The organism is Streptomyces sp. NPDC005566, assembly GCF_040605575.1.
Lineage (GTDB): Bacteria > Actinomycetota > Actinomycetes > Streptomycetales > Streptomycetaceae > Streptomyces.
This window is the reverse complement of record NZ_JBEXDB010000030.1, coordinates 16893-38583: the sequence shown is the minus strand read 5'-3', so window position 1 is coordinate 38583 and position 21691 is coordinate 16893. Positions and strand designations below refer to the sequence as shown.

17 protein-coding genes are annotated in these 21691 nt (G+C 69.7%); 9 read left to right on the top strand and 8 right to left on the bottom strand.

What is annotated here, in order from left to right; translation table 11 throughout:
* Nucleotides 1-199 precede the first annotated feature (199 nt).
* The 6 genes from ABZS61_RS32735 to eccB form a co-directional block, all read right to left on the bottom strand.
* A complete protein-coding gene (locus ABZS61_RS32735) occupies nucleotides 200-499 on the bottom strand; it encodes a WXG100 family type VII secretion target (RefSeq protein ID WP_351171188.1) in 300 nt (99 codons plus the stop codon).
* Between the two features lie 63 nt (nucleotides 500-562).
* On the bottom strand, nucleotides 563-916 hold the full coding sequence (locus ABZS61_RS32730; protein WP_356429468.1) for a WXG100 family type VII secretion target: 354 nt from the start codon (nucleotides 914-916) through the stop codon (nucleotides 563-565).
* Between the two features lie 76 nt (nucleotides 917-992).
* The gene (locus ABZS61_RS32725; protein ID WP_356429465.1) at nucleotides 993-2249 is read right to left on the bottom strand and encodes a S8 family serine peptidase; all 1257 of its coding nucleotides are present in this window, start codon (nucleotides 2247-2249) and stop codon (nucleotides 993-995) included.
* A gap of 1779 nt (nucleotides 2250-4028) precedes the next feature.
* Nucleotides 4029-4469, bottom strand: coding sequence for a hypothetical protein (locus ABZS61_RS32720; protein WP_356429462.1), 441 nt, complete (start codon nucleotides 4467-4469; stop codon nucleotides 4029-4031).
* Nucleotides 4470-4634: 165 nt separating this feature from the next.
* On the bottom strand, nucleotides 4635-5882 hold the full coding sequence (gene mycP / locus ABZS61_RS32715) for a type VII secretion-associated serine protease mycosin (protein WP_356429459.1): 1248 nt from the start codon (nucleotides 5880-5882) through the stop codon (nucleotides 4635-4637).
* 11 nt (nucleotides 5883-5893) lie between these two features.
* The gene (gene eccB / locus ABZS61_RS32710; protein ID WP_356429456.1) at nucleotides 5894-7423 is read right to left on the bottom strand and encodes a type VII secretion protein EccB; all 1530 of its coding nucleotides are present in this window, start codon (nucleotides 7421-7423) and stop codon (nucleotides 5894-5896) included.
* Between the two features lie 183 nt (nucleotides 7424-7606).
* Here eccB and eccE point away from each other — a divergent pair, with 183 nt between their 5' ends.
* From eccE to ABZS61_RS32665, 9 genes are all read left to right on the top strand, one after another.
* Complete coding sequence (gene eccE, locus ABZS61_RS32705) at nucleotides 7607-8947, top strand: type VII secretion protein EccE (protein WP_356429453.1); 1341 nt, start codon at nucleotides 7607-7609, stop codon at nucleotides 8945-8947.
* Nucleotides 8944-9654, top strand: a complete 711-nt coding sequence (locus ABZS61_RS32700; RefSeq protein WP_356429450.1) for a hypothetical protein — start codon at nucleotides 8944-8946, stop codon at nucleotides 9652-9654. Before eccE ends, ABZS61_RS32700 begins: the two co-directional genes overlap by 4 nt.
* A gap of 84 nt (nucleotides 9655-9738) precedes the next feature.
* Nucleotides 9739-9972, top strand: a complete 234-nt coding sequence (locus ABZS61_RS32695; RefSeq protein WP_356429447.1) for a DUF397 domain-containing protein — start codon at nucleotides 9739-9741, stop codon at nucleotides 9970-9972.
* Nucleotides 9973-10310: 338 nt separating this feature from the next.
* Complete coding sequence (locus ABZS61_RS32690) at nucleotides 10311-13367, top strand: SCO5717 family growth-regulating ATPase (protein ID WP_356429444.1); 3057 nt, start codon at nucleotides 10311-10313, stop codon at nucleotides 13365-13367.
* A 197-nt stretch (nucleotides 13368-13564) separates the two neighbouring features.
* Nucleotides 13565-15436 carry an ABC transporter substrate-binding protein gene (locus ABZS61_RS32685; RefSeq protein ID WP_356429441.1) on the top strand — a complete coding sequence of 624 codons (1872 nt, stop codon included), beginning with the start codon at nucleotides 13565-13567 and terminating at the stop codon, nucleotides 15434-15436.
* A gap of 3 nt (nucleotides 15437-15439) precedes the next feature.
* Nucleotides 15440-16531, top strand: coding sequence for an ABC transporter permease (locus tag ABZS61_RS32680; protein ID WP_356429438.1), 1092 nt, complete (start codon nucleotides 15440-15442; stop codon nucleotides 16529-16531).
* Nucleotides 16528-17448 carry an ABC transporter permease gene (locus ABZS61_RS32675; protein WP_356429435.1) on the top strand — a complete coding sequence of 307 codons (921 nt, stop codon included), beginning with the start codon at nucleotides 16528-16530 and terminating at the stop codon, nucleotides 17446-17448. The genes ABZS61_RS32680 and ABZS61_RS32675 overlap by 4 nt, the downstream gene beginning before the upstream one ends.
* On the top strand, nucleotides 17445-18506 hold the full coding sequence (locus tag ABZS61_RS32670; protein ID WP_356429432.1) for an ABC transporter ATP-binding protein: 1062 nt from the start codon (nucleotides 17445-17447) through the stop codon (nucleotides 18504-18506). The genes ABZS61_RS32675 and ABZS61_RS32670 overlap by 4 nt, the downstream gene beginning before the upstream one ends.
* Nucleotides 18503-19510 carry an ABC transporter ATP-binding protein gene (locus tag ABZS61_RS32665; protein ID WP_356429429.1) on the top strand — a complete coding sequence of 336 codons (1008 nt, stop codon included), beginning with the start codon at nucleotides 18503-18505 and terminating at the stop codon, nucleotides 19508-19510. The genes ABZS61_RS32670 and ABZS61_RS32665 overlap by 4 nt, the downstream gene beginning before the upstream one ends.
* Nucleotides 19511-19529: 19 nt before the next feature.
* Here the strand turns inward: ABZS61_RS32665 and ABZS61_RS32660 are convergent, their stop codons facing one another.
* Nucleotides 19530-20636 carry an XdhC/CoxI family protein gene (locus ABZS61_RS32660; protein ID WP_356429426.1) on the bottom strand — a complete coding sequence of 369 codons (1107 nt, stop codon included), beginning with the start codon at nucleotides 20634-20636 and terminating at the stop codon, nucleotides 19530-19532.
* Between the two features lie 82 nt (nucleotides 20637-20718).
* Nucleotides 20719-21672 (bottom strand): bifunctional riboflavin kinase/FAD synthetase, encoded by a 954-nt coding sequence (locus tag ABZS61_RS32655; RefSeq protein WP_356429423.1) that lies wholly within the window; start codon nucleotides 21670-21672, stop codon nucleotides 20719-20721.
* Nucleotides 21673-21691 lie beyond the last annotated feature (19 nt).

Genomic DNA, 21691 nt, shown 5'->3' with positions numbered 1-21691 from the left:
GACTCCGCCGTTGGATCGCGGACTGCCACTCCTGAATCCGCGCCACCGACGACTGATCACCACCGAATCGCCCCGCAGTCCGGAGAACCCCGCGGCCCTTCCCGCAGGGGCACCGCCGGAGGGCGGCCTCACGACACAGGTCAGGGTGGGCACCTCCCGTGCGTGCCCACCCTGACCTGTTTGTTCTCTGCAGCGAGTCCTACTCGAAGTTGGCCCGCGCCCGCTTGTCACCGGCCTGGTAGGCGGTACCGGCGTCGCGCACCTTGCGAGAGATCTCGGCAAGGGCCGTCTGAATCCCGGTGGCGTCGCGGTCCCAGCCGGCCTGCGCGGTGTCGTACGCCGACTTGGCCTCGCCCACCCAGAGCTCGGAAACGCTGGCAACCATCCGCTTGATGGAGGCGAGGTCCTCCTGAAGCTGCCTGCCCTGCCTGTCGATGTCCGCTGCGGCCAGTTCCAGGCTCGCGTAAGTGACAACCATCGTGCCGTCGTTGGTCGACATACGGTCCTCCAGTTCAATCTAGTTAGGTGTGATGGCCCGTACGAGGTACGGGTAGGGCAAGGGTCAGAACTTGTTCATTGCCGAGGTCCTGGCCTCGGTGCCCCCGGAGTGACCCTCGACGACGTCCACGCCCTGGAGGGCCTGCTTGATCTCGTCCTCGGTGTTGCCCGAGATGGTCCGGGCCGCCTTGATCGCTTCCTGGAAGTTGACCAACCGGGTAGCGATGTTGCCCATCTTGAGGTTGATATCAGCCTGCTTGGCGTTGAAGGCCGTGGCGCCGATACCCTTCCACGCGCCTTCCAGGCTGTCGATCGTCGCCTGCAGCGTCTTCAGCTGGCCCCTGACGGACTCGAACCGCTTGGCGAGCTCGCCCTCGAGCTTGAGGAGACTGTCATCTGAAAGCTTCTGATCTGCCATGGTTCTGGCTTCCTTCCTGGTTCTCTGTTCGACCCGGCAATACCGCCGGGCGGTGCGTATGAGGAACTACGGTCAGTCAGGCGGTACGGCGCTTGCGCGCGAGCGCGAAAGCGCCGCCGCCGAGCACGAGTACGACTGCCACTCCGCCGAGAATCAGGCCCAGTTGGCTGTCGTCGTCCTTCTCGGTGCTGGAGCCTGCCAGGGCAGCGTCGTCAGCCTTTTCATTCTTCTCAAGCTGTGACGAAGCTGATGCGGACGGGACGGCTGAGCCCGCGGAACCGGACGTCTTCTCCTTGGTGAGAGGGCTGATGTCCGCCGCGCCAGGGGCGCCCTTGCCCTTCAGGATGTTCATGGAGGGGCGGATCAGGCCGTGGCCGAGGTACTTGCTGAGCGTGCCCTTTTCCCAGTCCCGGCCGGCGGTGTCAAAAAGTACGTTGAGGACCTGGTTCGCAGTCCATTCCGGGTGAGCGGACCACACCAGGGCTGCGGAGGCGGAGGCGATGGCGGTTGCTGCACTGGTTCCGTCGCCTCCGTCACAGTAATTTTGGAAGGTCTCGTCACACCAGTAAGGGATGTCACTACCGGGAGCAGCGATATCGACAGTGCTCCCATTCTGGGAGTACTCGGCTACCTTTCCTTTACGGTCAGCCGAAGAAACACCTACGACCTCAGGGTATGCAGCCGGATAACTCTCCGGGTTACCCTTCTTGGCCTCATTACCGACAGCGGCGAAGAACAGCTTCCCCTTGCTTTGGGCGTATTTTACTGCTTCTTCTTCGCGATCCAACGCAAAGTCGTTACCGAACGACATACTGATGATCTTCGCATCACTGTCGGCGGCAGCCCGAATCGCATCCGTCGTATCGGACGCATTCGGGGGCTTTTTGGTCTGCCATTCGGCGTCAGCGACTCTCATCGGGATGATCTTCGCCCCTGGAGCAAGACCCTTCAGGCCCCCACCACGGCCCGTACCAGCGATCAACTCCGCCATGGTTGTGCCATGGCCGTTGTAATCGTCGGTCTCATCCCCTTCCACGCCCGTGGCGTCAAGCCCTTTCAGAACCTGACCCTCAAGAGACGGCGTCGATGAATTGACCCCTGTGTCGATGACAGCAACCTTGATGCCTTCACCCGTGGTTGTTTTCCACATCTCCTCGGCCTGCATCGCGCTGAGGTACCACTGCTTCGATTGCACGTCCGCCGCCATGGCGGAGGGCACGGCACCCGCGAACCCCACACTCCAGGCAGCGGCCACAGCCATCGTGCCGAGCAGGCGCCCTCTCCATCCGAGAGGCGTACGGCGCTTCCGGGTCTGGCTCATTCCTGCTGTCATCCTGACTTCCGAACCTTCCCTGTCCCTACTCGATCACCGGCGGTGCGACTCCACGCCGGCCGGCCTCCCACGTCTCTCTGTCTTCCGTCAGGTAGTCCGGACGCGGTGTGCCGCCGTCCTGGTCCTCATCCTCGGAGGCCCTCCGACCTGCTGGGCCACGCACAAGGCCTGCGCCGCCTGCCGTGAAACCCTTCGAACCCGCACCAGATCCCGCATCGCCGCCCCGGGGTGTGCCCACAACTCCGTTGGTGCTGGGAGTACCTCGCCCACCCGGGCGGGGGGCACTGCTTGCTCCACCGGCTCCGACGACACCGCGCTGGCCGACGCCGCCGACCGGGCCGCTCGGTCGTGCCGCTCCCCCAGCTCCGATGACCGTGCCGCGCGAGACACCACGGCCGCCCCCAGGCGTAGGCCCACCCGGAACCGCACGCTGCGGGGTCCCGCCGACGATGCCGGTTGCTGCTCGGCCGGCGCGCGGGCCGGTAGCTCCAGAGGTGCTTGCGGGTCCTGCAGCCATGGGCCTGCCGCCAGTGACACCAGACCGACCGGCAGTGGGGGGCTGCGGTCCTCCACGTCCGGATGTCGGGCTCGCGCTCATGGGTGCAGGACGCCCAACGGGGGGTCCGGTACGACCGTTCGCCGCGGGGCCACCGACCGTGGGACCACTCGCTCTTGGCCCGCCGAATCCGGTCTGGCCAACTGCTTTGGGCGCGCCTGTTGCTGCCTGGGGCACCCGGGAGCTGCTGGTCACCGGGTTCACGAAGCCGGTCGCCATGGGCGGAGCCAGATTCGGACCCCCCGCCGGGCCGACAGGACCCGTGGGCGCGGGAGTTGGAGCGGGCCCCGTAGAGGTCACAGGGGCTGGTGGTGTGGCCACACTGTTGATCTCCGTAGAGATACTCGTGTCCGGGACAGGAGCCACCGCTGCGGGTGCTTCATAGCCATGGCTACTTACAACAGACCCCTGGCTGCCGGTCGCCGCGTGGTCTGGCACGCCCTGTGAGCGTCCGCTGCCTGCAGACTCAGGGCCGGTCGACGATCCTGACCCCGCATCCTCACGAATCCTGCCTGATGGCCTGGGCATCGCAACGTCAAGCTTCTTATCGAACCGCGGCGGCTCCTGCGCCGCCAGCGTCTCCTCCGAGACCGCGTAGTACGACGCCAGCCGGTTCGCCTGGTTGATGGCCTCCTGGCGGTCCTTCTCGACCTTCAGCGCCGCCGCGTATTCCGGGTTCCCCTCAATACGCGCCGGGCTCTCGATCTCGTCGGGGGACTTGCGGATGAGGCGGCTGTCGCGGGGCGGGAGGGAGTTGCGTACCGAGGCGAGGCCCGTGCCCGCGACCGTGATCTGCGTGCCGGCGGTCTGCGCGAACTCGCCCAGCTTCGTGGCGTGGGCGACCAAGCCGCTGCCCCAGTCGCGGAAGGCGGTGCCCGACTCGCCCTCCCAGTCGACGGCCTTGATGAAGTCGCCCAGCTCCTTCGCCGCGTCGTTGATCGCGGTCCTTGCCTTCAGGAGTGCCTGGCCCGCCTCCTCGAGGTGCTCCGGGTTGGAGTTCTCGATCAGGTCGATCATCGAGTTGAGCTCGTGGCCCTCGAAGGAGGTCCGGCCCGAGGAGCCGGAGCCCCCGAAGCCGAACGCCTCCATCACGTCCTGCATCTGGCGAGTGACATCCGTGACGACCAGCTGTCCCTGGATGCGTTCCTGGTCCTGTTGCGCCTGTTCCGCGGGAGTCAGTTCCGGCTGTGCCTCGGAACCCGGTTCCGGCTTCTTCGGTTCGCTCATTCGGCTGCCCATCCCGCGTCGTACTGCTTGTCAGCGTTCTGCTCAGGCTTGGCCGTCTTCTCGGCCTGCGCCCTCTCGCGCTCCGTGTCCAGGCGAGTCTGGATCTCGTAGAACCGCCGCCGCGTGTCGTCGTCCACGTTGTCGAAGCCGACGGCCGCCGCGTGCACGCCGAGGCTCAGGTACTCGATCTGGTCGCCCAGTGACTTCGAGAGTGTGACGAGCGACTCGTGGACCCGGTTGTACTGGCTGTAGAGCCCATCCGCTTCCGCGAAGCATGCGTTCTGGCCACTCAAGGAGGTACGCGACACCGTCTGTGCCGCAACCTTCGACTTGCCGGCTGCCGAGCCTTCCAGGTCCGTCAGCAACGCGTTCACACGCTTCTGGAACTGCTCGAGGGCTCCTACCCCACGACGGAGATCCCCGTTGCCTTCGCTCACGTTGCTGCCCTTCCCCGATTCCCCGTTTGCTCAGTCCGTTTCGCGTTGCTATCGCACCCGCGTGAACAGCACTGGCCCCACAACATCACTCTAGCCAATGGCACTGACAGGTCCAACTGTCTTGTCCATCAGGTAACTTCCCTCACACAACCTGCAGATCGGGCATCACATGGCGCCCTGTCGGCCCTGCCGTCGTCGTCGGTCGCGCACGGCAACTGCCGCACCCGCGATGGCCGCGACCAGGACTCCCCCGCCCACCACGACGTAGGTCGCCAGCCGGGCGTTGCGTTCGTCGGCCGTCTCGCCCAGGTGGAGCGCGGCAGGGACGGGGGCCTTGCCCTTGCTCACGCCCTCGTGTGCCACCGGCTTCTCGATGGGTTTGTCGTCCTCCGTCAGGGCGCGCACCGGGTCGACGACGCCCCAGCCGACCAAGCGGTCGTGGCCGGCGATCGAGCGTTCCGCCGTCTGCTCGATCTGGGCGACGATCTGCGCCTGTGTCCAGTCCTTGTGCTTGGCCCGGATGAGGGCGGCGACTCCCGCGACGTACGGGGCCGAGAAACTGGTGCCGTTGTCGGCGCAGTGCCCCCCGCCGGGAACCGTCGAGATCATGTCGACGCCGGGGGCCGCGACGCCCACGAATTCGCCGGACTGGGAGAAAGCGGCCCGTTCGTTGTTGCGGTCCGACGCGGCCACGGCCAGGACACCGTCGTACGAGGCGGGGTAGGTCTCCTTGACGTTGCCGCCCAGCCCGTCGTTGCCGGCGGAGGCGACGATGACGATCTCCTTGGCCAGGGCGGCGTTCACGGCCTGCTCGAGGCGGGCCGTGGGCTTCACCGCGTTCGCGGTGTCCTGGGAGATGTTGATGACGTCCGCGTCCGCCTGGTCGGCGGCGTAACGGATGGCGGCAGCCAGGGTTTCCGCGGTCCCGTGGCCCTCGGCGTCGTTCTGCTGGATCGGGATGATCGTCGCGTCCGGCGCCAGGCCGGTGAAGCCCGTGCCCTTCACCTCGCGTGCGGCGATGATGCCGGCGACCTTGGTGCCGTGGCCGACGACGTCGGTGGTGCCGTTCTCCTTGCCGCGCTCGAGCGTGTTGCCGTTCTCGTCCTTGAGGTTCTTGTCGAGGAGGTTGCGGCCGCTCCCGGTGTCCACGGCTTTCGTGAGCTGAGGGTTCTTCACGTCGACGCCGGTGTCGATGACCGCCACCCGTACGCCTTTGCCGGTGGACTGCTCCCAGAGTTCGTCCATCAGCACACGCTGCAGTGCCCAGGGACGGCCCGCGTACTTCTTCGAAGGGAAGGTGCACTGGGTGGAGTCGTCCGCCGCCGCGGGCAGCGCCGGCAGCGTGACGAGGATTACGGCGGTGGCGGCCGCGGCTGTCAGCAGGCGCCGGCGGCAGGAGAGGTGCGTGGTCACGTGGCCGCTCCTCACGAACCCTGCGGCTGGCGGGCGGCACCGGTCGACAACCGGGGGCCCGTCGGCAGGAAGGTGGACCATGCGGCGGGAACGGGTGCGGGGTCCACGTCCTTGTACCCGAGCCGGTTCTGCGCCTGCTGCGCCTCCTGCTGCCTCTGCTTCTCCTCCTTCGTACCGGACTCACCGATGCCGGAGTCGTCCTGCACGCTGTCGCCGTTGGACTGCATGGCATAGCGCAGCCCGGTGTCGGTCACCAGGAAGAGCGGACCGGAGTCCGGGCTGGAGCCCTTGAACTGTCGGAAGAGCAGGCCGGATCCGGGGGTGACGTAGGCGCTGCTGGAGCCGGAGGGGAGCGTGGCGGGAAAGCCCGTGCCCGCCCAGGTGCTGAGCGTGCTGGCACCGTTCTTGTCCGAGACGCCGCGCAGGACGTTGCACACGGTGTTGCGGCTTCCGCTCTCCGTGCTCGCGGAGTTGACGGGTGTCGGCTCGCTCGTGGGCCAGTCAAGCTCCTGTCCGAACGCCGCTCCGGGCTCGAACGCGCCGGCGCTGACGTGCTTCGCCTTGCCGTCCTGACCGAGGTTGACCAGGGCGCGGCTGCTGAGCAGGAGCTTGGCGACGAAGTCGGACACCGGGGCGACCCTGCCCCGCAGGACCACGTACTGCTGGGTCCTCGTGCCGGAGGTCGCTGCGAGGACCATGCCCACCTTGTTGTCCCCGGGCTGCAGCTTGCCCGGAACGCCCGCGTCGGAACCGGGGGTTCCCTCGATGGCCGGGAAGGTGACCTCGTCCCCCTTGTGCAGCGTCTCCAGCCAGTCGGCTGACACCCGCTGGGGTTCGCGGTCCTGGCCGACCAGGGTGCGCAGCAGCAGCTCGTCCTTCTCCACCGCGTACGCCGTGCCCGTGGCGTCGGCGATGTAGCGGGTCCTGTCCGGTCCCGGGCCCTCGACGTACATCAGCTCGCCGCCCTGCAGCTTGCCCGCCCCGTCGGTCTTCTTCTGCTCGCGCTCGGCGAAGAGGAACGCCGCCTTCTGGATGGCCCTGCCGCCCTCTCCGGGCCGCTCGCAGACCGCCCAGCGCTTCATGGAGCCGGCTTCGTTCTTGTCGGGCAGCCGGTCCGGCGCGTACGGGATGCCGAGGGTCGCCCCGTGCGGGATCTTGCCGTTGTCGAGGACCGATTCGTCGACGTTGATGACGGTGCCCTTGTCCGGGGCGAGGAGGAGCTTGGCGCTGGACATGTTCAGCACCGGGTGGAGCTGCGTCTTGCCATCGGTCTTCAACACCACGTAGCGGGTCGTGGACTTGCTGGCGATGATGACGTTCTCGTAGGGGGTGTCCCATTTCTGGGGTGCCACGGGCTTGAACATCCCCCATGCTCCGAACACCGCGAGGACGACCGCGCCGACGATCACTCCGGGCACCACCGCGCGAAGTGGGCGAGGTGCGCCCTCCTCCGAGCCGGACGGGTGGGGCTGCAGGAACTGTGCGACCAACCTCCGCTTCGCGAAGGTGTAGGCATTGAGTTCGTCCCGCCGTGATGCCATGTGCGCGCTGCCCCTTCTCCCCAGTGGGCGACCAGGTTCCCACACCCGCCGTGGACCGCTGCCGCCGACCGGGACCCCTACTATGCCTGTTGGTACTTGGCTCTCACTGCTCAGGTAGGGTGATCGCCCGATCAACGCCCGTGAAAAAAACGGTGAATACGGACACGAGGGGGCAACGCGGCGATGGGTGCAGCGACGGGGGAGCGCACGAGGCGGTCTGCCCAACGAACGCCCGGCCCTTCCCGGCGGCAACGGAGCAACGGGTCGGACGGCACAGCGCCCCATCAGTCGGCGGACGCCCCCGCGGCGACCACTCTCCACTCGATCTCCAGAACCGGCCGAGTCGGGCCCGCGCTGCGGCAGATGGTGCTCGTCGAGGCCGCCCTGGCGGTCGCCGTCGTGGGTGCAGCGCTCGGCGGCGCGTGGCTGATCCCTGCCGGCGTGATCGCCTGTCTGCTGATTCTTCTCGCGGTGGTACGCCGTCGGGGCCGGGCCGTGCAGGACTGGCTTTCGACCGTGTCGTCCCTCCGCCATCGCAGACGGACCGCCGCGGCGCCCCCCGCCGAGACGGAGCCGCAGCTGGCTCCGGTCGCGGAGAACGTGCCGGGATTCGCTCCTTACATCTATGTGGACGGCGCCCGCCGCACGGTGGGCATGGTCGGGGACGGCACCTTCCTGACCGCCGTCGTACGGGTCGAGGCGAGCGGTGAATCGCTGCGCCAGGCGATGGGTGCCCGGTCGCTTCCGCTGTCCCTCCTGGGCGACGCGCTCTCGGTGGACGACATCGTGCTGGAGTCCGCGCAGCTCGTGCAGCAGGTGCGCCCCGCTCCGGCGCCGCACCTGCCGGAGCGGTCGGTGGCCCGGCTCTCGTACGGCCCCCTCCAGGACCGGACCGGGGCGCCCGCGCTGCGGATGACCTGGGTGGCTGTGAAGCTGGATCCGGAACTGTGCCGGGAGGCCGTGGAGGCACGCGGTGGCGGAATCGGAGGAGCGCAGCGCTGTCTGGTGCGGGCCGCGGACCACGTGGCGAGCCGTATCACAGGCGCCGGGTTCCGGGCCTCGGTACTGGACCAGGAGGAGCTGAACTCCGCCGTGGCGACGTCCGCTTGTGCCAGCCCCATCCTGTCGGCCCGTGCGGGCAGACCGGACGCTGCACCGCAGCGACGGACGATGGAGACACCGCGGGTCTGGCGCTGCGACGACCGCTGGCACACCACCTATGCCGTGGACCGGTGGCCCGAACTGGGCCGCGGAGCCACTCCGCTGCCGCGGCTCGTCTCGCTGCTGACCTCCGTTCCGGCCTATGCGACGACCTTCAGCCTGACGGTGCGCCGCGGTACGCACCAGGGTCATGTGTCCGTACGCGGCCACGTACGGATCACCGGCGGCTCCGACACCGAACTGGTCGGGGTCCGAAGGACATTGGAGCAAGCCGCACGGCACGCGGGCGTCGGCCTCGTCCGGCTGGACCGTGAACAGCTGCCAGGTGTCCTGGCCACGCTCCCGCTGGGAGGCGCGCAGTGACGAAGCACATCGCTCCGAGGCGAGGGCTGCTGGGGCCCCGTCATGCCGGCCACACCCTGGCGTCGGACCACCTGGGTGCGCTGGCGTTGCCGGTGGGCGACGACGGGGTGATCATCGGCGACGACGCCGAGGGGCGCCCGCAGATGATCGGGTTCCATCGGCCGGCACCGTACGACGTCCTGTTGATCGGCGGTCTGTGGACCGCGCAGGTGCTGGCACTCCGCGCAGCGGGTACCGGTGCGCGGGTTGCGGTCGAGACGGGACGCACCCAGGCGTGGACCACGCTGGCGCAGGCCGCGGGTGCCGGTCTCGAGTGCATCTCCCTGCATGACGTGGGCCAGGTCCCGCCGACCGGAGCGACCGTGGGCAGTCCGGTGGTTGTCGTGCGCGACTGCGGAATGCGCCCGCCGCGTGGCCGTGTGGTGTCCTCGCCGTGGCAGTCGGTGCTGACGCTGCTGCCCTATCTGAGCCCCGTGGCACCCCGGTTGCTGCGTGCGTCGACGCTCGTGGGCATCCAGCGGGTCTCGCCGGCCGAGGCGGAGCAGATCGGCAGGATTCTGGGGCTCGCACGCACCGAGAGCGAGGCCCTGCCCACCCTGGCGGACGGTGTCACGCTCTGGGTGGCGGGCCGCGAACGCCACTGGGTGATGACCAGCGCGACGGACGTGGAGAGCGGGCTGCTGGGCACGGCTCGCAGGATGGACTGATTCCTGTCTCGTTCGCACCCCTCGGTCGCCGCTTTTCAGGATCATGGCGAGGGAACGACACCGTTCGACCGAAGGGACGTGCACATGGGCACCCAGCAGGAAAAGGACGAGCTCTACGCTCTCGATATCTCGGATGTGGAGTGGCTGAGCGCACCCGGCACCGAGAAAGTCGAGGAACGGGTCGAGATCGCGTACCTCCCGAAGGGTGCGGTCGCGATGCGCTCCTCGCTGGATCCGGAGACCGTGCTTCGGTACACGGAAGCCGAGTGGCGCGCTTTCGTGCTGGGCGCACGGGACGGTGAGTTCGACCTCACGTAGGCGACGGCGCGGGTGGGGGTGGCGGTCCGGACCGGGCCGCGACCTTCTCACCACGTCGATCCTTGTCCTGTTGTGTGCCGATTGGACGGCTTCTTCCTTCGCTTTCCGCCGTACTTGTTTCACTTGATGGCGGGGCGTGACCTACCGGACAGTTCTTCCCGTGCGGTACGGCCTGCCGTAGTGCGCCCGATGGCGATTAGGGTGGGTGGGGGCGTGACAGAGGAACCTGAGGGCAGGCACTGCGCGTCGCAAGGGGGAGAGCCGGGCGGATCGGACAACGGGAACGGTCGCCCCCACCCACCACGGCACAAGGGTGCTCGACCACACCAGGAGGCAAAGTGAACGGCGATCGGGACGAGATCCGCGGGGGATGGAACACACCCGTCGACGAGTCGTCCGACGCGGAGCCCGCCGAGATGACGGGTGAGTTCACCATCGACTACACCCCGCCCGCCTGGTACACCCAGAACGCGGCGGGTGACTCGTCCGGCGGGGCGGGGTCGCACCTGGCGCCGCCTCCCCCGCCGCAGGGGGCCCCGGTGTCCGTGCCCGGACTGCCGGCCGGCGGCGGATTCGAGCCCAACTGGTCGCCGGGTCCGCCCGCGCCGGCCGGGCCCGCGCCGGCCACGGCGCCCGCACCGTCCCCCTCGGCCTCCGAGCCCGGTCCGGTGGTTTCCGCCTCCGCTCCGGCGGGCCCCGAAGGTACGGATGCCGCGAGCGGTGCCCCGGACCCGTTCGGGAGCGGCGACTTGGAGAGCGGTTCGACGATGCGGTTCTCCGCCGCTTCGCTGAAGCGGGAGATCGCGGAGCGCGAGGCGGCAGCCGAGGCCGAAGCCGCCGCCTCCGGCGCTTCCCACGCCGCGGGCTCCGGCGATCCTGCGGAGCCCATGGCTCCCGCTGTCTCGGCGGAATCAGTGGACTCGGCCGACTCGACGGACTCGGCGAACGGGTCCGGAGACGACTCCGGGCACCTCACCGCGGAGCCGTCCGCTCCGGTGAGCGGGACAGGCACGGGTGACTCCGAGGAGTACGTGGAGCCAGGTGCTGGCGCGTCCGCCCCGGCTACCGTCGCCTCGTCGGGCCCGGACGCGGACCCGGTCCCCGTCGCGGACTCCACGTCCGCCGCCGACGACGTACCGACGACGGATCGCGCACAGGCCGAGGGGCCCGCGGACGCCGTAACGGACGCGGTGCCCGAGGACGTCCGGTCCCCCGCCGCCGAACCCGCCGAACCCCAGGACGCCCCGCCGTCGAACGTGCCGGCTCCCTGGTCCCCCGTACCGCCCGCGCAGGGCGCCCTCCCGCCGCTGCCGCCCGCGTTCCAGCCCGCCGCACCGCAGCCCGGCACACCCCAGCCGGGGTCGCAGTGGCCTGCGCAGACACCTGCACCCGCGCCCGCCGACGAGGCGCCCGGCGGATACGGGTTCCCGCAGCCGCCCGCACCCCACCAGCCCGCTCAGCCGGTTCAGCCCGCTCAGCCGGTTCAGCCCCTTCAGCCGGTTCAGCCGGTTCAGCCGGTTCAGCCGGTTCAGCACAACGCCCAGGCGCCACAGGGCGGTTACGGGTTCCCCCAGGCGCCGCAGCAGCAGTATCCGGGACACGGCGCACCCCAACTGCCCCCGGGCCAGGGCGAGGCCCGAGCAGCCCAGGGAGGCTACGGATTCCCGCCCCAGGCGCCCCCAGCACCTCAGGCACTCCAAGCGCCCCAGGCCCCCCGCCCGCAGCAGTTCCCTGCACAGAGCGCCCCTCTCCCGCCGCAGGTTCCCCAGCACCCCCAGATCCCGCAGCAGCCGGTCCACGGCACCCCGAACCTGCCGGCCCAGGTGACCCCCCAGCCGCCCGAGCCCTACCAGCCACAGCCTCAGGCGTACCAGCCACAGCAGCCCGGCCCCCAGGCCCCGCCCGTCGACCCGCGCGCCGGAGCAGCCTGGCCCACACCGGTCACCCACGACCAGCGCGAGCGCTCCGTGCCCGGCGCCCCGCTCGGTTACACGGCCGCCGTGGAGCTCTCCTCCGACCGGCTGGTCCGGGGCAAGCAGAAGGCCAAGAGCAGCCGCAACCCCTCCAGCGCCGCCCGCTTCAAGCTGGGCGGCAAGAAGGAGGAGCTCGAGCGTCAGCGCAAGCTGGACCTGATCCGCACGCCGGTGCTTTCCTGCTACCGGATCGCGGTCATCAGCCTCAAGGGGGGCGTCGGCAAGACCACGACGACCACCGCGCTCGGCTCGACCCTGGCCACCGAGCGGCAGGACAAGATCCTCGCCATCGACGCCAACCCGGACGCCGGTACGCTCGGCCGACGGGTGCGCCGCGAGACCGGGGCCACCATCCGTGACCTGGTCCAGGCGATCCCGTATCTCAACTCGTACATGGACATCCGCCGCTTCACCTCGCAGGCGCCCTCCGGTCTGGAGATCATCGCCAACGACGTGGACCCGGCAGTCTCCACCGCCTTCAACGACGAGGACTACCGCCGGGCGATCGAGGTGCTCGGCAAGCAGTACCCCATCATCCTCACCGACTCGGGCACCGGCCTGCTCTACAGCGCGATGCGCGGCGTGCTGGATCTCGCCGATCAGCTGATCATCATTTCCACGCCGTCCGTCGACGGTGCGTCCAGCGCGTCCACCACGCTGGACTGGCTCTCGGCGCACGGTTACGCGGACCTGGTCCAGCGGTCCCTGACGGTCATCTCCGGAGTCCGCGAGACCGGGAAGATGATCAAGGTTGATGACATCGTGCAGCACTTCGAGACGCGCTGCCGCGGTGTCGTGGTCGTGCCCTTCGACGAGCACCTGTCGGCGGGCGCCGAGGTCGACCTCGACATGATGCGTCCGAAGACCCGCGAGGCGTACTTCCACCTCTCCGCACTCGTCGCGGAGGACTTCCAGCGGGCCCAGCAGCAGCAGGGGCTGTGGACTTCGGACGGCAGCAACCCGCCGCCGCAGTACGCCCCGCCGATGCCCGGCCACCAGACGCCCGGTCAGCAGGTGCCGGGCCAGCAGCAGTACGCGCCCCAGCAGCCCCAGCAGCCGTACCCCGGACAGCCGTATCCCGGACAGCCCGCGCGGCCGTACCCCGCACAGCCCCAGCCGGGCCAGTCCCAGCAGCCCTACCCCCAACAGCCGTACGGCGGCCAGCAGCCTCCGCACCAGCAGGGCGCAGCACCCCAGCAGCCGTACCCGCCGCACCCCGGCCCGGGCGTGCAGCAGAACGGCTGGCAGCAGTCGCTGCCCTCCCAGGCTCAGTCGGGCGCGAACCCGGCCGGTCCGCCTCCGGCACCCGCGCACGCCGATGGCCAGGCAAGTCAGCCCGGTCAGCCCGAACTGCAAGGTCCGGTTCCGCCGGCCGGCTGGCAGCAGTACCCGCCGCAGGCGCCGCCAGCGCCTCAGCAGTAAGGCAGTAGAGGTCTAAACCAATGAGGGCCCGCACCGTTCCCACGGTGTGGGCCCTTCTTGCATTCCCGCAGCCCACACGCGGTTTGACCCACCGTTGACGCGACTCGACCGCCGCTGATAAACCTTCGCTTCACCAGCTGGCGAACCAGAGATCTGCCCGCCTTCACCGTGCGAGTCATGACGCGAGGTCCACGTCCATGGTCACAAGATTCCCACCACGCTCCCCCCGCCCACGCGGCCGCCTGCGTATCCTTCTCGCCTCCGGGGCCGCCGCCTTCGCGCTGGCCGCCGGATCGGTCGTCCCCGGGAACCCGGTCGGCCCGGCCCCGCAGGAGGCACAGGCCGACGGCAAGTCGACCCTCACGGTCGCGGTCGCACAGAGCGTCGACTCCCTGAGCCCGTTCCTCGCCCAGCGGCTGCTCTCCACGAGCATCCACCGGCTGATGTACGACTACCTCACCAACTACGACGCCAAGGACAGCCACACGATCCCCGCGCTCGCCACCAAGTGGGAGGCCTCGGCGGACAAGCTGACGTGGACGTACACCATCCGGGACGACTCGAAGTGGTCGGACGGTGAGAAAGCGACCGCCGAGGACGCGGCCTGGACCTTCAACAAGATGATGACCGACGAGGGAGCAGCCACCTCGAACGGCAGTTTCGTCGGCAACTTCAAGACGGTGACCGCACCGAGCCCGGACAAGCTGGTCATAGTGCTGAAGCAGCCTCAGGCCACGATGACGGCGCTGGACGTGCCCATCGTCCCCAAGCACGTGTGGGAGAAGGTCGGCGACTTCTCCAAGTTCAACAACGACACGAAGTTCCCGATCGTCGGCAACGGGCCCTTCATCCTGACGGACTACAAGGTCGACAGCTATGTGAAGCTGAAGGCCAACAAGGACTTCTGGCGCGGCGCGCCCAAGTTCGACGAGCTCGTCTTCCGGTACTACAAGGACCAGGACGCAGCCGTCGCAGCCCTCCGAAAGGGTGAAGTTTCCTTCGTCGCCGGCAGCCCGAGCCTGACGCCCGCGCAGGCCGCCTCGCTGAAGACCGCCGAGAACATCAAGGTGAACGACGCCCCGGGCCGGCGCTTCTACGCGCTGGCCACCAACCCCGGCGCGCAGACCAAGGACGGCAAGAAGTTCGGCGACGGGCATCCGGCGCTGCTGGACCAGAAGGTCCGTCAGGCACTCTTCATGGCCGTCGACCGCACGACCATCATCGACAAGGTCTTCCAGGGCCACGCCATAGAGGGTGAGGGCTACATCCCGCCCCGCTACGGCTCGTACTTCTGGAAGCCGACCGCCGAGCAGAAGCTCGCCTACGACCCGGCGAAGGCCGGTGCCCTCCTCGACCAGGCGGGCTACAAGAAGAACAGCGCGGGCAAGCGGGCCGGCAAGGACGGCAAGCCGCTCGACTTCCGCATCCTGTGTCACGCCACGGACCCGAACGACAAGGCGATCGGCAAGTACCTCCAGGAGTGGTGGGGCGACCTCGGGGTCGGCCTGAAGGTCGACTGCCGCGACAACGTCTCCGACCCCTGGTACGCGGGCGAGTACGACCTCGCCTTCGACGGTTGGTCCGTCAACCCGGACCCCGACTTCGTGATGTCGATCCACACCTGCGCCGCGCTCCCGTCCAAGGCGAAGGAGTCGGCGGCGACCGACAACTTCATCTGCGACAAGCAGTACGACGCGCTCTACGCGAAGCAGCTCGCGGAGTACGACCCCGCCAAACGGGCTGACCTCGTCAAGCAGATGGAGTCGCGGCTGTACGACACGGGGTACATGAACGTCATGGCGTACCCGAATGCTGTCGAGGCCTACCGCACCGACCAGATCAAGTCCATCACGACGATGCCCTCCGATGCGGGGAACATCTTCGGCCAGGACGGTTACTGGAGCTGGTGGTCGGCGGCCCCGGCCGCCGGTGCGTCGGGCGATTCGTCCGGCGACAGCGGCAGCTCCACCGGAGTCCTCATCGGTGTCGGGATCGCCGTAGTCGTCCTCGCCGGTGGCGGGCTGCTGTTCGCCATGCGTCGTCGTTCCACCGCGGAAGACCGTGAATAGTCCATGAGCACAGAAAGCACTCCCGCGCTCCTGAAGAGCGCGGCGGGCGTGGACGCTGTGCAGACCGACGGCCCGGCTCCGGCCGGGCCGTCGGCCCGCAGTCCGCGTGCCCGCAGCACGACCGCCTATCTCCGTTATGCGGCGGGCAAGCTGGCCGGTGCGGCCGTTTCGCTGTTCGCCGTGCTCGTCACCAGCTTCTTCCTCTTCCGCCTGATCCCCGGCGACCCGGTCAAGCAGATGACGGGTGGCCGGCAGGTCTCCACCGAGCAGATCGCCGCGATGCGCCGGGAATTCGGGCTGGACCTGCCCCTCTGGCAGCAGTTCACCCAGTACTGCGGCAAGGCCCTGACCGGGGACTTCGGCACGTCCTACCAGTTCCGCGCGCCCGTCATGGACAAGATCTCCGAGGCGCTGCCCGCGACGCTGCTGCTCACCGGTACCGCCTTCGTGATCTACACGGCGATCGGCATCTGGCTGGGTGCCAGGTCCGCCTGGCGCAACGGCTCGGCCGGGGACCGCTTCCACACGGCCTTCGCCCTGACGCTGTACTCGGTGCCGTCGTTCTGGCTCGGCCTGCTCCTGATCGTCACCCTGTCGGTGGGCATCGGCCCGATCCCGGGCCTCTTCCCGACGGGCGGCATGGAATCGGGCAACTCGAGCGGCTTCGGTTACGTCCTCGACGTGGCCCATCACCTGGTGCTGCCGGTCGTCACCCTCGTCGCCGTCGAGTACGCGCGCACCCTGCTGGTGATGCGCTCCTCGTTGCTCGACGAGATGGGCAGCGACTACCTGACGACGGCACGGGCGAAGGGGCTGCGCGACGATCTCGTACGCCGCCGCCATGCAGTGCCGAACGCGATGCTGCCGACCGTGACCCTGCTCTTCGTCAACCTGGGCAACACGGTGGCGGGAGCGATCCTGGTGGAGACGGTGTTCTCCTGGCCCGGCCTCGGCGGGCTCTTCTACCAGGCGCTGAGCGTGCCCGACCTGCCACTGGTGCAGGCGCTGTTCTTCGTCTTCGCCGCCGCGGTGATCCTGATGAACACGCTCGCCGATGTGATCTATCCGCTCCTCGATCCCCGGGTGGGCCGATGACGACCACGACCGACGCGGTGAAGACCACCAGCCCGCGTGCCCTCACCTGGACCCGCAGGCGCGTCGCCACCGCCCGCTTCTGGCGCGAGTACCGCAGCCACCGGGCCGGCCTCGCCGGCCTCGCCGTGCTCGCGGTCATCGCGCTCATCGCGCTGTTCGCCCCGCTGCTGGTGGGAGCGGACTCGCAGAGCGTCACCCAGGCGCCGGGCGGTCCTCTGGAGTCGCCGAGCGCCGAGTTCCCTCTCGGCACGGACCAGTTCGGCCGCAGTCTGCTGGCCCTGCTCGTGTGGGGGACGCGGGTCTCGCTGACCGTCGGCCTGCTCGCGGCGTTCCTCTCGGTGGCCATCGGGACCCTGGTGGGCATCACGGCCGGTCACTTCAAGGGCTGGTACGGGAACGTCGTCATGCGGATCACCGACTGGTTCCTGGTGATGCCGACCCTGGTGCTGGCCATCGCTCTGGCGACGGTGTTGTCGCGGTCGGTCTGGACGACGATCCTCGCCATCGGCGTGACGACCTGGCCGACGACCGCGCGGCTGGTCCGCGCGCAGACGCTGTCCGTGGAGTCCCGTCCGTACATCGAGCGCTCCAAGGCCCTCGGCGGCGGCCACGGCCACATCATGTCCCGTCATGTGCTGCCCAACGTGATGCCGCTGGTGCTCGCACAGACCACGCTGGTGATCTCCACGGCCATCCTCACCGAGGCGACCCTCGCCTTCCTCGGGCTCGGCGATCCGACGATCGTCTCCTGGGGCGGGCTGCTCCAGGACGCCCGTGAGGCCGGAGCGGTCAGCTCCGGCAACTGGTGGTACCTCGCTCCGCCCGGACTCGCCATCGCGGTCGTCGCCCTCGCGTTCACGCTGTGCGGCCGCACGATCGAGTCCGTGCTCAACCCCAAGCTGGGGGTGACCCGTTGACCGCTGTGAAGACAGAGACCGTGACGGAGCCGGAGACCCGGCAGCCGTTGCTCGACGTCAGGAACCTGCACATCACCTACGGCACGGGAGACTCGGCCGTCCCCGCCGTACGCGGCGTCGACCTGCGGGTCGAGGCGGGCCAGAAGCTCGGCATCGCCGGGGAGTCCGGCTGCGGGAAGTCGACGCTGGCGCTCGCGCTGCTGCGGCTGCTGCCGGCGTCCGCGACCCTGAGCGGTGAGATCCTGCTGGACGGCGAGGACATCCTCGCCATGAAGTGGGGCCGGCTGCGCGCCGTGCGCTGGGCGGGGGCGTCGATCGTCTTCCAGGGCGCGATGCACTCGCTGAACGCCGTGCACCGGATCGGGGACCAGATCGCCGAGCCGATCCTGCTGCACAGGAAGGCCACCCCGGCCGCCGCGCACAAACGGGCCGGCGAACTGCTGGAACAGGTGGGACTTCCCGCCGCACGGGCGGACGCCTATCCCCACGAGCTGTCCGGCGGGCAGCGCCAGCGCGTGATGATCGCCATGGCGCTGGCCTGCGACCCGCGGCTGATCATCGCCGACGAGCCGACCACCGCCCTCGACGTGATGATCCAGGCGCAGATCCTGCGGCTGATCGAGCAGCTCGTCGCCGACCAGGACCTCGGCCTCATCATGATCAGCCATGACCTGGCGGTGCTCTCCGACACCTGCGACCGCCTGTCCGTGATGTACGCGGGCCGGATCGTCGAGGAGGGGCCCGCCAAGCAGGTGTACGAGAACGCCAGGCATCCCTACGGCAACGCACTGTCGGCCGCCTTCCCGCGGATCGGTGACCTCTCCTCCCGGCACGCGCCGCGCGGTCTGCCGGGCGACCCGCCGGACCCGTCGGCGCTGCCGTCCGGGTGCACGTTCCACCCGCGCTGCCCGGTGGCGCTGGACTCCTGCGCCACCGAGGACCAGGAACTGCGGGACGCGGGGCAGGACCGGCGTGCGGCCTGTGTGCTGGTGGAGCCCGGTGCCGTCACGGCGCCCGGCCCGCAGGACGGCGCCGACAAGGCAAGGAGCACGTCATGACCACCACTCCCCCGGCTCCGCTGCTCAGTGCGGAGGCTCTGAAGGTCACCTTCCCGGGCCGGCGCGGGGCGGCGACGGCACGCGCCGTCGACGGGGTCGACCTCGACATCCGGCCCGGCGAGATCGTCGCTCTGGTCGGCGAGTCGGGCTGCGGCAAGACGACGCTGGCCCGCTCGCTGCTGGGCCTCGTACCGCCCACGTCCGGCCGGGTCACGTTCGGCGGCAAGCCGCTGGACTACGCGGGTCGGGCCCTCAAGGCGTACCGCAAGCGGGTGCAGCTGGTGCTGCAGGATCCCAGCGGGTCCCTCAATCCGCGCCACACGGTCTACGACGCGGTGGCGGAGGGCCTGCGCATCCACGGGTACGCGGGCGACGAACAGGCGGCCGTGGCAGGGGCGCTGGCGCGGGCGGGGCTGCGGCCCCCGGAGCGGTTCTTCCTGCGGTACCCGCACGAACTGTCCGGCGGCCAGCGCCAGCGCGTCGTGATCGCGGGCGCTCTGGTGCTGGAGCCGGAGCTCATCGTCGCGGACGAGCCCGTGGCCTCGCTGGACGCGTCCGTGCGCGGCGAGATCCTGGCGCTTCTGCTGCGGCTGCGCGACGAGCTGGGCCTGTCGGCGCTGGTGGTCACGCACGATCTGGGTCTGGCGTGGAACATCGCGGACCGTGTGGCGGTGATGTATCTGGGCCGGATCGTCGAGACGGGCGACGTGGAGCAGATCCTCACGGCACCCCGGCACCCGTACACCCAGGCGCTGCTGTCGGTGCTGCCGGAGGCGGACGGCGATCCGGTGATCCTGACCGGGGAGCCGCCGGACCCGTCGAGGGTGCCCGCGGGCTGCCGGTTCCATGCCCGCTGCCAGGTCCTGGCCTCGGGCGAGGCGGAGCGTGCGGGGGTCGCGGACGCGTGCCGTACGAAGGATCTGCCGGTGCTGGAGGGCGGCGGCCGGACGCAGGTGGCGTGCCACTGGGCGGCGGCGACCGCAGCGAGCCCGGCGGGCGTGTGACGGCATCCCCGGGAGGGGGTCAGGGCCGGTGGTGGTGGATCGTCCCGGTCAGCTCGCCCAGCGGGCGGCCCGTTCCGCCCCAGCGGTGCTGGATGATCTCGGCGGCGATGGAGACGGCCGTCTCCTCCGGCGTGCGGGCTCCGAGGTCCAGGCCCACGGGTGAGGCGAGGCGGGCCAGTCCCGCCTCGTCCACACCGGCCTCACGCAGCCGGGCGATCCGGTCCTGGTGGGTGCGTCTGCTGCCCATCACGCCGATGTACGCGGCAGGTGTGCGCAGCGCTGCGGCCAGCAGGGGCACGTCGAACTTCGGGTCGTGCGTCAGCACGCAGACGACCGTGCGCGCATCCACCTCGGTCGACTCCAGATAGGTGTGCGGCCAGGCGCAGACGACCTCGTCGGCCGTGGGGAAGCGCTCCCGGGTGGCGAAGGCGGGGCGGGCGTCGCACACCGTCACCCGGTAGCCGAGGAAGGAGCCGATCCTCGCCGTGGCGGCCGCGTGGTCGATGGCCCCGAAGACGAGCATGCGGGGTGCGGGCGCATACGTCTGGACGAAGACGGTCACGTCCTCCATGCGGCGCTCGCCGTGCGCGCCGTACCGGTGGGTTCCGGTGGCTCCCTGGGCGAGCAGCCCGCGCGCGTCGTCGGTGACCGCGACGTCGAGCCCCTCGCTGCCGAGCGAGCCCGTGACGCGGTCGGCCAGGACCACCCGGCGGGCGCCGGTGGGCGCCGCTCCGGACACCACGGTCGCGACCGCGACCCGTTCCCCGGCGGCGACGGTGTCGACGAGCTCGCGCAGCCGGTCCCTGTCGTCCGCCGTGAGGTAGGGCTGTACCAGGACGTCGATCGTGCCGCCGCAGGTCAGTCCGACGCCGAAGGCCTCGTCGTCGCTGATGCCGTACGTCCGCAGCTGGGGGCCGCCGGTGGCGAGTGTCTCGGTGGCCACCTCGTACACATCGCTCTCGACGCACCCTCCGGAGACGCTGCCGACCACTCTTCCGTCGGCGGTCACCGCCATCGCCGCGCCGGCGGCACGCGGCGCACTGCCCCGCACCGCCACGACCGTGGCCAGGGCGAAGGGCGTACCGGAGTCGTGCCAGTCACGCAGTTCCGACAGCAGTTCACGCACGGTGCGGACGTCCTCCCGGCTCGACGGGTCCTACCCCGACGATGCCTCGGTGGGACGGCGCGCGCACCGCAGGAGGCAGGTGTCAGGCCCGCTCGTAGGCGGCGATCAGCTCGCTGGAGCGCTTCACGTCGGCGGCCATCGCGACGAGCAGGTCGTCGATGGAGTCGAACTTCAGCATGCCGCGTACGTACGAGAGGAAGTCCACCGCCACGTGCAGCCCGTACAGGTCGAGGCCGACCCTGTCGATCGCGTACGCCTCGACGGTTCGCTCCGTGCCGTTGAACTGCGGGTTCGTACCGACGGAGATCGCGGCGGGCATGGCCTCGCCGTTCACCGTCAGCCAGCCCGCGTAGACGCCGTCGGCGGGGATGGCGGTGTGCGGCAGGGTCTCCACGTTCGCCGTCGGGAAACCGAGCTCGCGGCCGCGCTGCGCGCCGCGCACGACGATGCCCTCGACGCGGTGCGGGCGGCCGAGGATCTCGGCGGCCCCCGCCACATCGCCCTCGGCGATCAGCCGGCGGGTCAGGGTGGAGGAGAAGGGCTCGCCGCCACCCGCCTCACCGCTCACGAAGAGGTCGATGACCTCGACGCGGTAGTCGTACGTCTCACCGAGCTCGGTGAGCAGCGCGACGTTGCCGGCCGCCCGGTGTCCGAAGCGGAAGTTCGGACCCTCGATGACCAGTTGCGCGTGCAGCTTGTCGACGAGCACCTTCACGATGAAGTCGGCGGGCGCCAGCTTCGAGAAGTCGGTGGTGAACGGCAGGATCAGCACCGCGTCCACCCCGAGGTCCGCCATCAGCTCGGCACGCCGGTGGTGCGGGGCGAGCAGCGGCGGGTGGCTGCCGGGGCGTACGACCTCGCTGGGGTGCGGGTCGAAGGTGACGACGACGGACGGAATGCCGAGCGCGCGCGCCTGCTCCACGGCCCGGCCGATGATCAGCTGGTGTCCGCGGTGCACCCCGTCGTAGGAGCCGATGGTGACGACGCTGCGTCCCCAGTCCTCGGGGATGTCCTCCAAGCCACGCCAGCGCTGCACTGTGACCGCTCCTCGCCCG